This is a genomic window from Nocardioides sp. (genome assembly GCF_024509035.1).
GTDB lineage: Bacteria > Actinomycetota > Actinomycetes > Propionibacteriales > Nocardioidaceae > Nocardioides.
Genome location: NZ_JANINT010000036.1, coordinates 1 through 12,396, shown reverse-complemented (window position 1 = coordinate 12,396; position 12,396 = coordinate 1). Strand labels below are relative to the sequence as shown.

At 71.7% G+C, this 12,396-nt stretch carries 10 protein-coding genes; 7 read left to right on the top strand and 3 right to left on the bottom strand.

Annotation, left to right across the window (positions count from 1 at the left end; translation table 11 throughout):
- A partial coding sequence (locus Q0L15_RS03600) for an ATP-binding cassette domain-containing protein (protein WP_296602307.1) occupies nt 1-361 on the bottom strand: 361 nt, incomplete at its 3' end.
- The gene (locus tag Q0L15_RS03595; RefSeq protein WP_296602306.1) at nt 345-1,535 is read right to left on the bottom strand and encodes an extracellular solute-binding protein; all 1,191 of its coding nucleotides are present in this window, start codon (nt 1,533-1,535) and stop codon (nt 345-347) included. The genes Q0L15_RS03600 and Q0L15_RS03595, both read right to left, overlap by 17 nt.
- A gap of 156 nt (nt 1,536-1,691) precedes the next feature.
- Here Q0L15_RS03595 and Q0L15_RS03590 point away from each other — a divergent pair, with 156 nt between their 5' ends.
- Both Q0L15_RS03590 and Q0L15_RS03585 read left to right on the top strand, forming a co-directional pair.
- Nucleotides 1,692-2,168 (top strand): Lrp/AsnC family transcriptional regulator, encoded by a 477-nt coding sequence (locus Q0L15_RS03590; protein ID WP_296602304.1) that lies wholly within the window; start codon nt 1,692-1,694, stop codon nt 2,166-2,168.
- Nucleotides 2,153-3,553: an FAD-binding oxidoreductase gene (locus Q0L15_RS03585; RefSeq protein ID WP_296602303.1), complete on the top strand. Its 1,401-nt coding sequence runs from the start codon at nt 2,153-2,155 to the stop codon at nt 3,551-3,553. The genes Q0L15_RS03590 and Q0L15_RS03585 overlap by 16 nt, the downstream gene beginning before the upstream one ends.
- 14 nt (nt 3,554-3,567) lie before the next feature.
- On the opposite strand, the gene Q0L15_RS03580 is transcribed toward Q0L15_RS03585, so the two are convergent.
- Nucleotides 3,568-5,007, bottom strand: a complete 1,440-nt coding sequence (locus Q0L15_RS03580) for a M1 family metallopeptidase (RefSeq protein ID WP_296602301.1) — start codon at nt 5,005-5,007, stop codon at nt 3,568-3,570.
- A gap of 111 nt (nt 5,008-5,118) precedes the next feature.
- Between Q0L15_RS03580 and Q0L15_RS03575 the strand changes: the two genes are divergently transcribed.
- From Q0L15_RS03575 to Q0L15_RS03555, 5 genes are all read left to right on the top strand, one after another.
- Nucleotides 5,119-6,483 carry an MBL fold metallo-hydrolase gene (locus Q0L15_RS03575; RefSeq protein WP_296602300.1) on the top strand — a complete coding sequence of 455 codons (1,365 nt, stop codon included), beginning with the start codon at nt 5,119-5,121 and terminating at the stop codon, nt 6,481-6,483.
- Between the two features lie 103 nt (nt 6,484-6,586).
- Nucleotides 6,587-8,593: a hypothetical protein gene (locus Q0L15_RS03570; RefSeq protein ID WP_296602299.1), complete on the top strand. Its 2,007-nt coding sequence runs from the start codon at nt 6,587-6,589 to the stop codon at nt 8,591-8,593.
- Nucleotides 8,594-8,654: 61 nt separating this feature from the next.
- Nucleotides 8,655-9,836, top strand: coding sequence for a hypothetical protein (locus Q0L15_RS03565; protein WP_296602298.1), 1,182 nt, complete (start codon nt 8,655-8,657; stop codon nt 9,834-9,836).
- Between the two features lie 19 nt (nt 9,837-9,855).
- Nucleotides 9,856-11,124 (top strand): YeeE/YedE family protein, encoded by a 1,269-nt coding sequence (locus Q0L15_RS03560; RefSeq protein WP_296602297.1) that lies wholly within the window; start codon nt 9,856-9,858, stop codon nt 11,122-11,124.
- Between the two features lie 219 nt (nt 11,125-11,343).
- Entirely contained in the window at nt 11,344-12,252 is a 909-nt protein-coding gene (locus Q0L15_RS03555) for an RIO1 family regulatory kinase/ATPase (RefSeq protein ID WP_296602296.1), read from the top strand.
- Nucleotides 12,253-12,396: the final 144 nt, after the last annotated feature.

Here is a 12,396-nt window from a genome sequence, read left to right as displayed (position 1 = left end):
CCTTGCGGCGCTTGAGCCCGAAGGCGACGTTCTCGTAGATGTCGAGGTGCGGGAACAGCGCGTAGCTCTGGAAGACGGTGTTGACCGGGCGCTTGTAGGGCTTGGCGTAGGTGATGTCCTGGCCCGCGAGCCGGATCGTGCCCGAGGTCGGCGTCTCCAGGCCGGCGACCATGCGCAGGGTCGTCGTCTTGCCGCAGCCCGACGGGCCGAGCAGTGCGAAGAACGACCCCTTGGGCACGTCGAGGTCGAGGTCGTTCACCGCGGTGAACCCGCCGAACGACTTCGTGACGCTGCGCAGGCGCAGACCGTCGTACGACGCGTCGTCGCTCACGGCAGCCGCCGTCTCAGCCACCTGTGACATCGGACCAGTCTCCTTCGTACTCGGATTGCTGCTGATCATCGAGCGGCATGAAGTCGAAGGTGTCCGACAGCATCGCGTCATCGGGGAAGATCAGCTCGTTGTCGACCAGGGAGGGATCGATCTTCTCCATCTCCTCCCGCGCGCCCACGACGGGACAGATGTAGTTGACCCAGGACGCGAGCTTCGCGGCGACCGCGGGCTCGTAGTAGTAGTCGATCCACTTCTCGGCGTTGGCCTGGTGGGTCGCGAGGTTCGGGATGATCATGTTGTCGCTCCAGAGCGACAGGCCTTCCTCGGGCGCCACGAACTTGATGTCGGGGTTGTCGAGCTGGAGCTGGATGACGTCGCCCGACCAGGCCTCGCAGGCGAGGATGTTCCCGGCCGCGAGGTCCTGGGTGTAGTCGTTGCCGGTGAAGGCGCGGACCTGACCGCTGGCCACGACCTTGCGGAGCCGGTCGATGGCGTTCTTCCACTCGTCGTCGGTGAAGTCGTCCGGGTCGGCCCCGGTCACCTTGAGCAGGAACGCCATGGTGTCGCGCATCTCGGAGAGCAGCGTGATGCGGCCCTTGAGGTCGGGGCGGGTGATGAGCTCTTCGAAGCTCTTGACCTCGCTGGTCTTGGCGGCGTTGTAGGCGATGCCGGTCAGGCCGCTCTGCCACGGCGCGTGGTACTCGAGGTCGGGATCCCACTGGCGGCCGCGCAACGGCTCGATCAGGTTGGCGTGCAGGTTCGGGACCTTGTCCTTGTCGAGCGGCTGGATCCATCCCAGCCCGATCATCCGCGCCGCCATCCAGTCGGTCAGCATCATCATGTCGCGGTCGATCGGCTTGCAGGAGCCGAGCTGGTTGCGGACCTTGGCGTAGAACTCGGAGTTGTCGTTGACGTCGTCGTTGTAGGTGACGCTGATGCCGGTCTCGTTCTGGAACCGCTGATAGGTGCCGTTCTTGTTGCCCTTGGGGTCGATGTACTGCGGCCAGTTGGAGATGACCAGGTCGCGCTGCTCGGCCGAGAGGTCACGGGCGCGGCACTGCGTCGGGTCCTGCTGGGCACCGTCGGTCCCGAAGAACGGCAGCTTGAGCGCCCCGAGGCTCAGGCCGGCGAACGCCACGGCTCCGCCGCCCTTGAGCACGCTTCGGCGCGACACTCCGCGCCGCGGCACCGGTGACTCCGCCATGCGACTCCCTTCGGGCTGGATTGCTCGGATCGTGCCACGCGAGAGGGGGTTCGACAAGCGATCCCGTCGATAAGAAACATGCTCGCAACGAAATCGCTTGTCTCCGCGCCGGCCGAGACCTTTGACCCGAGCGTCCGGCTGCGGAACCATGCCGCCATGAGCACCAGGAAGTCCGGGCGTCCCGCGTTCTCGCTCGACGACGTCTCCAAGGCGATCATCGAGCAGCTGCAGCAAGACGGCAGGCGCTCGTACGCCGCGATCGGCAAGGTGGTCGGCCTCTCGGAGGCCGCGGTGCGCCAGCGCGTGCAGCGCCTGATCGAGGGGGGCGTGATGCAGGTCGTCGCCGTCACCGACCCCCTGGAGCTCGGCTTCGCCCGCCAGGCGATGGTCGGCGTCCGCGTCTCCGGAGCGCTCGAGCCGGTCGCCGACGCCATCGCGACGCTCGACGAGGTCGACTACGTCGTCGTCACCGCCGGCTCCTACGACCTGCTCGTCGAGGTGGTCTGCGAGAGCGACGAGCACCTCCTCGAGCTGATCTCGGGTCGGATCCGCGCCATCGAGGGCGTCGCGATGACCGAGACCTTCATGTACCTCCAGCTGCGCAAGCAGACCTACTCGTGGGGTGTGCGCTGAACCCACACGCCGATCCGCACTGGGAGCGTCTGTCGCTCTGGCACGACACCGTCGACACCGACTGGACGCCGCGGCCGGGGCTCACGGGCGACGTCGACGCCGACGTCGCCATCGTCGGCGCGGGCCTCACCGGCCTCTGGACCGCGTACTACCTCGCCGAGGCCGACCCCAACCTGCGGATCGTCGTCCTGGAGGCCGAGACGGCCGGCTTCGGGGCGTCGGGCCGCAACGGCGGCTGGTGCTCGGCACTCTTCCCGGCCTCCCTCGAGACGCTCGCCGAGCTGGCCGATCGCGACGGGGCCCTGGCCCAGCACCGCGCCATGCGCGACACGGTCGACGAGGTCGTGGCCGTCGCCGCGGCGGAGGGCATCGACGCCCACATCGCGAAGGGCGGCACGATCTCCCTGGCCCGCAGCCGCGCCCAGTGGCGCCGCGCCAAGGCCGAGGTCGCCGAGGCGCGACGGTGGGGCCGCGACGAGGACGATGTGCGGCTGCTCGACCGGGACGAGGCCACCGCGGTGCTGCGGGGCAGCCGGACCGTCGGGGCGACGTACACCCCCGACTGCGCGGCGCTGCACCCCGCACGCCTGGTCCGGGGCCTGGCCGACGTGGTCGAGCGGCGCGGCGTGACCATCCACGAGCGGACCCGGGTCCGGGCCATCGCGCCGGGCCGAGCCCACACGGCCGACGGCGACGTCCGGGCCGCGACCGTGGTGCGCGCGACCGAGGGCTACACCGCCGGGCTGCGCGGCGAGGAGCGGACGCTGGTGCCGGTCTACTCGCTGATCATCGCGACCGAGCCGCTCTCGCCGGCGACCTGGGAGGAGATCGGGCTGGCGCGCCGCGAGACGTTCACCGACCATCGCCACCTGATCGTCTACGGCCAGCGCACCGCCGACGACCGGCTCGTGTTCGGTGGCCGGGGAGCGCCGTACCACCTCGGGTCGCGGATCCGACCGGAGTTCGACCGCGACGACGCGGTGTTCGCGCGGCTCTACGCGACGCTGGTCGACCTGTTCCCCGTGCTCTCGGGCACCCGCGTCACCCACGCCTGGGGCGGCGCGCTCGGCATCCCCCGCGACTGGTGTGCCTCGGTCGGGCTCGACCGCGAGACGGGGCTCGCCTGGGCGGGCGGGTACGTCGGCGACGGGGTCAGCACGACCAACCTCGCCGGCCGCACGCTGCGCGACCTGGTGCTCGGCCAGGACACCGACCTGACCCGGCTGCCGTGGGTGGGCCACCGCTCCCCGGCGTGGGAGCCGGAGCCCCTGCGGTGGCTCGGCATCAACGCGGGCCTGCGCGCGATGACGCTCGCCGACGCCGAGGAGTCCGTGACCCGGCTGCCCAGCGTGCTCGCGAAGGCCGTGAAGCCACTGCTCGGTTGAGCGCCGGGTGAGACCTAGCCCAGTCCGTTGGCGGCCGTGTCGGCGGGCTTGGTCGTGGAGTGCAGCCAGGCGTCGAAGAACGGGCCGAGGTCCTCGCCGCTGACGTCCTCGGCGAGCGCCTCGAACTGCTCGGTGCTGCCGTTGCCGCCCTCGCGGTCGGCCGCCCACCGGCGCAGCAGCGTGGTGAACGCGGAGTCGCCGATCCGGTTGCGGAGCGCGGCCAGCGCCATCCCTCCACGCTCGTAGACGAAGTCGGCGAAGATCGGGCCCACGCAGCGGTCGTGGTCGGGACAGGGGTCCGCGACCTCGTGGTCCCAGAACGCGTCGTCGGCCGGGATGCCGGCGTACTGCTCGCGCAGCCGGTCGTCGGTCGTCGCGCCGCCGTGCGTCTCGACGTAGAGGTTCTCGAAGTAGGTGGCCCAGCCCTCGTTGAGCCAGATGTCCTTCCACCCCGCGATCGCGACCGAGTCGCCGTACCACTGGTGCGCGAGCTCGTGGACCACCGTGCGCACCGCGCCCGGGCCGTCTCCCATGAACGGGTACGTCGGACGCGTCTGGTTCTCCAGCGCGAAGCCGACCGGCAGGCTGGTGGTGAGGCCTCCGACCTGGCGGAACGGGTAGGGGCCGATCACGCCCTCCAGCCAGTGCAGCAGGGCCGGCGTCTGCATCATCAGGCCCATCGCCTCCCGCTGCGCGGCGGTCCCGAGGCCCCGCGAGACGGCGACGAGCCAGGGGCGGCCCTGGGCGGTGCCCTTGGCGACCTCGTAGGAGCCCGCCGCGAAGAACGCCAGGTAGGGCACCATCGGCTCGTCGGCCGCCCAGGTCGTCGTCGCGAGCCCACGACGCACGGTGCGGTCGACCCGGCGCCCGTTGCCGATCACCTGCATCTCCCGTGGCACGGTGATCGAGACGCGCATGCGCGCCTTGTCGAGCGGGTGGTCGTTGGCCGGGAACCACCACGGGGCCATGTGGGGCTGGTTCATCGCGACGACCTCGTGCCGGTCGGCGAGCCAGTTGCTCTCGCCCTCGTAGGAATAGCGCCCCGGGAACCCTGAGTAGCGAACGACGGCTCGGACGGTCTCGCCGGCGGCGAGGTGGGCGTCGACCGAGAGCTCGTGGTGGCGTTGGTCGAAGGTCACGCGACGTCCGTCGACCTCCACCCGGGAGACCGGGAGCAGGAAGTCGAGGTTGAACCCCGAGATCGCCGCGGTCGCCGTCAGCCGCACCGCCGTCCACCCCGAGAGCCGGCCCTCGGCGAACCGGTAGCGGTCGTGGATGTCGTAGGACCGGACGTCGATGCCGCCGTTGCCGTCGAGCGGGAAGTAGGGGTCGCCGATCCCGACCGAGCCGCGCGGAGCGTCGAAGGTGGCCGCTGCCACGACGTCGGGCGGGACGGCGAGGGCGGTCGACAGCACGGCGGAGGCCGCGAACGCGGCCAGACGGCGGGAGAGCACGGCTGCAACCTACCGATCCGGCCGACGTGCCGGGCCCGGGGTCGCCACACGACGATCTCGGTGCTATAACTCTATTAATTCAATCGACTTTAGTAACGAACAAGGAGTGGCATGGACGTCGTCACACTGGAGGTACCCGAGCTCGGCAACCGTTGCCACCTCGTCCACGACGGTCGGCACGCACTGGTCGTCGATCCCCCGCGCAACCTCGCGCCGATCGAGAGCGTCGCCGAGGCCGCCGGTGTCGAGATCACTGCCGTCGCGGACACCCACGTCCACAACGACTACGTGTCCGGGGCACCCGGGCTGGCCCGCCGCCACGGCGCCGACCACCTCCTCGCCGCCGACGAGCCGGTCGACTTCGAGCGGATCGGCGTCCGCGACGGCGACGTCGTGCCGGTCGGCCGCCTCGAGGTGACGGTCCTGGCGACCCCAGGCCACACCCGTCACCACCAGGCGTTCCTGGTCCGCGAAGCCGGTGCAGGCGACGTACCGGGCGCGCTGTTCAGCGGGGGCAGCCTGCTGCACGGCAGCGTCGGTCGCACCGACCTCGTCGACGCACGACTCACCGAGGAGCTGGCACGCCAGCAATGGGCCAGCGCCCGCCGGCTGGGCGAGCTCGACCCCGCGACGCGACTGCACCCGACGCACGGGTTCGGCAGCTTCTGTGCGGGCACGGCGACGACAGCCCCGGACAGCGGGGGCGGCTTCACGATCGGCCAGCAGCGGGGCACCAACCCCGCTCTGGTGGTCGACCAGGACAGCTTCGTCGCCGAGCTGGTCGCCGGCTTCGGACCGGTGCCTCGCTACTACGGTCACATGGCGCCGCTCAACCGCGCCGGCGCCGGGCGGGCGCTCCCCCGCCCCGGCCGACCGGTCACCGCCGAGCAGGTCACCGACGCCGTCCTCGCCGGTGCGTGGGTCGTCGACCTGCGCCGCCGCGACACGTTCGCCGCCGCACACCTCCCGGGCGCCGTCAGCGTGGAGTACGGCACCCAGTTCGCGACGTACGTCGGCTGGCTGGTGCCCTGGGACGACGACCTGGTCCTGCTCTGCGACTCCCCCGAGCCGATCACCTCGGCGCTGCGCGACCTCGCGGCCATCGGCATCGACGGCCCGGCGATCCACGTGCTGGATCGCGAGGAGCCGCTCACCGCGAGCTACCGACGCGCCGACTGGGCCGAGTTCCGCGCACACCAGGGACCGCGCGTCGTCGTCGACGTCCGCCAGCGCGACGAGTACGACGACGGCCACCTGCCCGGCGCCGTGCACCTGCCCGTGCAGGACGTCGACGTCGCCGCCGACAGCCTGCCCGCCGGCCAGCTGTGGGTGCACTGCCGATCCGGCTACCGCGCGGGCATCGCCGCCAGCGTGCTCCAGCGCCACGGCCGCAGCGTCGTCCACGTCGACGACGCCTGGGACCGCGTCGCCGAGCTCGGCATCCCGACCACGACCGAAGGAGGTGCCGCCGCCTGAGCTGACCCGCACCACCGCACGCTCGAGCCGCACGCTCGAGCCACACGCTCGAGCCACACGTTCAAGCAGGGCTACATGGGGCCCCATTCTCGGAGGAAAGCACTTGAACCAGCATCGACTCAGGCCTGCCCGATCCCGCTCCCGGATCAGGCGGCTGCTCGCGGCGAGCGCCGCGACCACCCTGGCCGTCTCCCTGGCCAGCTCCCTGGGCATCGCCGGCTCGGCGTCCGCCCACGACGACCCGGGCAGCACCAGCGACCCGGGTCAGCCCGTCGACATCGCCGGGCCGGCGATCGCCGCGCTCAACGCGATGATCCAGGGCCTGTTCAACAGCGACATCGTCGGCCAGACCTCCAAGGTCCTGGGCGGCGACGGCGAGACCTACTGGCTCACCAACCACCTGCGCACCGACCTGGTGCCGACCACGGTGCTCCAGGACCTCGGGCTCGGGGACGTCGTCCCCCAGCTGCCGATCCTGGGCGGCGGCAGCAGCGGCGGCGGCGTGCCCGACGACGGTCTGCGCCGCGAGTACCTCGTGGTGTGGGCGGGCGACAACAACGTCCTGGACCGCACCGGCAAGCAGCTGACGAACCTGCCCGACGTCATCACCCCCGACCTCCTGGGCAAGGGCGACCAGATCGGCCCCGACTTCTTCGCGGTCGTCGACGCGACCAAGGGGTCCTCGACGTACGGCAAGGTCGTCAACACCGTGACCGTGGGGCCGCTGGTCGAGAACGAGCCGCACCACATGCAGTACATCTGGCACAAGGGCAACAACATCTTCGCGGGCGGCCTGTTCACCGACGTCACCTACGTGCTCGACACGAGCAAGCTGCCCGCGCTGGAGCTCAAGCACGTCAACCTGCCGACCGACACCCTGTGCGGCTCGGTGCCCGACGCCTACTGGGTGACCAAAGACGGCGGCGCGTTCGGGACCTACATGGGCGGGCCCGACGTTCCCGGGCCGTGCACCTACTCCGACGGGACCACCCGCATCGGCAACGGCTTCGCCGGCTCCCCCGGGGAGCTGGTGCGGCTCGACGAGAACGGCAAGACCGTCTTCGAGGCTCCGGCGACCCCGGAGACCGCCGAGAACGAGCAGCGCTGCGACAACATCCCGCAGCTCGCGGCCGCGACGTGCGCCAACCCGCACGGCATCCAAGCCCGTGAGGACCTCGACACGCTGATCACCAGCGACTACAACGAGCCGCGCAACATCATCCTCAACCCGGTGCAGGCGCCCTCCTCGTACCTGCGCCGGCCGACGGTCCGCACCTGGGACATCTCCGACCTCGACCACCCGAAGCTCAAGTCGGTCTCGTTCCTGCCCGACGGTCCGCGCGTCGGCAAGGTGCCCCACCACGAGGAGCCGCGGGCGGCGATGGAGACCACCGTCACCAACCTGCCCGGCCACAAGGGAGCGTTCGCCAGCACCATGCAGGGCGGCGCGATCTACTACACGCCCGACATCACCGCGGCGAAGCCCGAGTGGCGCGAGGTCTTCGACCTGACGACGTCGAACAAGTTCACCGACCCCGACAGCGACTTCTACGGCGGCGGCTCCAACGCCGGGTGGACCCAGACCAGTCTGGACGACAAGTACCTCTACGTCGCGATCATGGGCCGGCAGCCCTCCGGGGCCGACACGGGTTCCCCGCCGTACATCCTCAAGCTCGACATCCAGGACCTGCTCGCGTCGGGCACCAGCCCGCAGTGCGCGATCGACCGGACCGCCGAGATCGAGGACGGCGGCGCCGAGGCGGACTGCCCGACGATCGTCGACACCCTCCCGGCACCGGGCGGACCGCACTGGGGCGCCCTCGACAACCTCGAGCTGGGCTCGGACGGGAAGTACCACGAGACCACCGACGTACGTCGGCTCGCGTACTCGAACTACTTCGTGGCCCGCACCGGTCTCAACGGCGACCACCGGGTCTGCCTGGCGGACGTCGAGGACGACGAGACCCTCGCGCTCGACGAGAGCTTCGCCGACGAGTTCACCGGCGAGGCGTGCCTGGACTTCGACCGGACGTCGTGGCCGCACGGCGACTGGGGGCCGGCGAAGCCGCACTCGATGTTGTTCGTCACCGCTGATGACGACATCGAGTGACCAGACCCGGGGGCGGGACCGAGCAGCGCGGTCCCGCCCCCGGGCGGTCGGGGCGGTGGTCGTGGCGACCACCGTCGCCATCCTGTTCGTGGGCGGTGCGGTGCTCGCCTCCGCGCGTGGTGGCCACGACGGCCCCCGGCGTGGCGGCGACGCGCTCGAGCAGGCGTGGTCGGCCAGGGGCGAGGGCCAGCAGGTGCTGGGCGGGACCCGCACCCCGGGCGTGCCGAGCGTCCAGCGGCTCGTCCACGACGACGTGACGTTCACCGTGACGGTGGCGCCCGCACGCCCCGGACCGAACCTGGTGCGGGTCGACAGCCTGCACCAGCACGAGAAGGAGCACCGCCGGTCGGACCCACCGGTGCTCGTGGGCACGACCGAGGACGACCTCGTCCCTGCGCGTCCCCGGCCGGGCACCGACGGCCTCTGGGCGGTCGTCGACCTGCCTGCCGGATCGGGCACGGTGCTGGTCACCCACGGTCGCGAGCACCGGCTGCCCTTCGCCGTCGACACCGGGACCGACCGTCCCGACACGACGGCGTGGACCGGCCCGGACGGACCCGAGTGCCTGACGGCCGCCACCGCGGCCGTGCTCGCCGGCGGGTCGGCGGCCACGACCTGTCCCTCCGACGGGCTGCACGCACCGGACGCCCAGGCCCTGCGCGCCACCGTGGCGACCCTCGCGTCGCGCGGGGTGGAGGAGCTCGCCGTCGAGCACGACGACTCGGCCCGCAGCCGCGCGGCGCTCGACCTGGTGCGTGGTGCGGCCGAAGCCGCAGGCGTCACGATCGTGGCCCCGGACGCCGCCCCGGGCGAGCGCAACGCGCTGCTCGTCCTGAGCGGCTGGACCGCTGCCGCACGCGACCTGGCTGCCGTGTCCTCGCGTCCGCTGCGGGAGCAGCCGATCCGCTCGGACGGCACCTGGCTCGCGCCGTGGCTGCTCGCCCCCGGTGTCGTCGACTCGACGGCAGGCGCGGTGATCGGCCTGGACTTCGACATCCGTGACCCGGGTGCCCAGGAGTTCAGCCAGGTGCTGGCTCGCTACCTCCCCGGCCAGGCTCCGACAGCGTCGTCGTACGTCGCCTGGCGCAGCGCCCGCGGCGGGGATCCGGACCCGCTCACCCTCTATGCCGCCTCCCGGGCGGCCTACCTGCCCGCCTCCGACGGGCACGCCAATCACGAGACCACCGTCGCCTGGTTCCCCGGCGGCACGGTCACCCCCGTCGGCGCGCTCGCCGCGCGCTGACCCTCCGAAAGGAACCGTCATGTCCCTCACCGACCGCTTGGGCGCCCGCACCGGGCGCCGCGTCGACACCGCAGCCCCAGCCCCCGCACCCGTCGCGGAGCCGCCTCAGGCCCGCGTGGTCGTCGTCGGCCTCGTGGCCGCGCTCGTGCTCGGCGGCATCGTCCTCAACGTCTCCGGCACGGTGCCGGCGATCCTGTTCGGCATCGGCCTCGCCCTGGGGTTCGTGCTGTTCCACAGCCGGTTCGGCTTCACCTCCGCCTGGCGCCAGCTCGTCGCAGTACGCCAGGGCAAGGCGCTGCGCGCGCACATGCTGATGCTGGCGGTGGCCTGCACCCTGTTCGCCCCGATCCTCGCGACCGGGGCGTCGTACGGCGACGCGCCGGCCTCCCCGACGCTCGCCCCGATCGGGTTCGGCCTGTTCGTGGGCTCGTTCCTGTTCGGCGTCGGCATGCAGCTCGGGGGCTCCTGCGCCTCGGGCACGCTGTTCGCCATCGGCAGCGGCCAGACCGCGATCCTGCTGACGCTCGGCGGCTTCGTCGCCGGGTCGACGATCGGCGCGCTGCACTTCCCGTGGTGGACCAACGACCTGCCGAGCCACGCTCCCGTGTCGCTGGCCGACACGTTCGGCGGCTACCTCGGCGCGTGGGCGGTGTCGCTGCTCGTGATGGCCGCGATCGTCGGCGTCACCTATCTGCTGGCCCGCAGACGCTCGGTGCCGCCGGTCGAGGCCCCGCCGGCCGCGGTCGGCCCGGCCCGGGTGGTCCGCGGCGCCTGGCCGCTGTGGGTGGGCGCGCTGCTGCTCGCCGGCCTCAACGCGCTGACGCTGTGGATCTCCGGTGGCGCCTGGGGCGTGACCTTCGCGTTCGCCATGTGGGGATCGAAGATCCTCGACCTGGTGGGCGTCGACGTGCTGCAGTGGACGTTCTGGCAGGACCCCGCCAATCTCGCGAAGTACCAGGCTGGTGTCTGGGGCGAGAAGACCTCCGTCATGGACCTCGGCATCATCGTCGGCGCACTGATCGCCTCGGCCGCGGCGGGCGCCTTCGTCCTGCACCGCCGAGTGCCGGCGCGGCTCGCGATCGGTGCGGTCGTCGGCGGCATCCTGATGGGCTACGGGGCGCGGATCGCGTTCGGCTGCAACATCGGCGCCTACTTCGGCGGCATCGCGTCGTTCAGCCTGCACGGCTGGCTGTGGGGCGTGATGGCCATCGTCGGCACGTTCGTGGGGCTCGCCTTCCGGCCCCTGCTCGGCCTGTCCAACCCCAAGCCGACGGACTCGGTCTGCTGATCCCCCGCTGAGTCCCCCCGATCAGGCGGCCCGCCCGGTGCACCCCCGGGCGGGCCGTCACTCTTTATTCGGTTGCGGCGCTGGTACGCCGCCCCCGAGACTCGGGGCAGCCGTCCGGCGCGTGCCGGGTGCTCGATCGAGAGGAGCGTGACATGTCCACGACTGTCCTTGGCCTGTCCGCAGACCACCCCCTCTCGATCTCCTGGAGCACCCACCGCGATGTCTCACGACTTCACGCACTACCTGTCCGACCCCCAGCCTGACCCCGGGCCCGAGCTCGATCCTCGCTTCGTCTTCGACTTCACCGCCTACGACGACCTCGACGACGACACCCAGCGCTGGTCCACCTGGCTCAGCGTCGAACCGCTCTGCCGCGGTCCGGAGCCCCGGCCCGACTGGGTCGTGACCTCCCAGGCCGCCATCGACACCGATCTGGGCATCCTCAAGACCGGCAAGGAGGCCGACGCGTTCCTGCTCGAGCGCGCCGTCCCCGGCAGCGACGAGCTGGCGGACCCGACCGGTCAGGCCGTGGTGATGGTGGCCAAGCGCTACCGCGGCGAAGACCACCGCAGCTTCCACCGGTCCACGGCGTACACCGAGGGCCGCAAGACCCGCAACACCCGCGATGCCCGGGCGATGGCCAAGAAGACCGCGCACGGTCGCGCGGTGGCCGCCGGGCAGTGGGCATGGGCGGAGTGGGAGGCGCTGGTGCGCTGCCACCAGCTCGGGCTGCCGGTCCCCTACCCCGTCCAGCTCGACGGCACGGAGCTGCTGATGGAGTGGATCACGGTCGAGGGCGAGGACGGCACCCAGACCGCGCCCCGGCTGGCCCAGACCCGCCCCGACCGGCCGCTGCTGGAGTCCTACTACGAGCAGCTGCGCGAGGCGATGGCCGAGCTGGTCCGGCACGGGGTGGTGCACGGCGACCTGTCGCCGTACAACATCCTCGCTGCCGGGGAGCGGCTGGTCATCATCGACCTGCCCCAGGTCGTCGACCTCGTCGGCAACGTCAACGGGATGGAGTTCCTGATGCGCGACTGCACCAACGTCGTGGGCTGGTTCCGCTCGCGGGGGCTCGAGGTCGACGAGCACGACCTGTTCGGCGAGCTGCTGGCGCACGCCTTCTAAGACGTTGACCCGCCCGAAAGTTTCGGGCGGGTCAACGTAGATTCGACGCGTGAAGCGCACCCGCGGTCGTGTCGTCCACGTCGAGACGCTGGCGGAGCTCGACCGCCGGCTGGCGGCGGGGGCGACGTCGCTGCGCGGATGGCG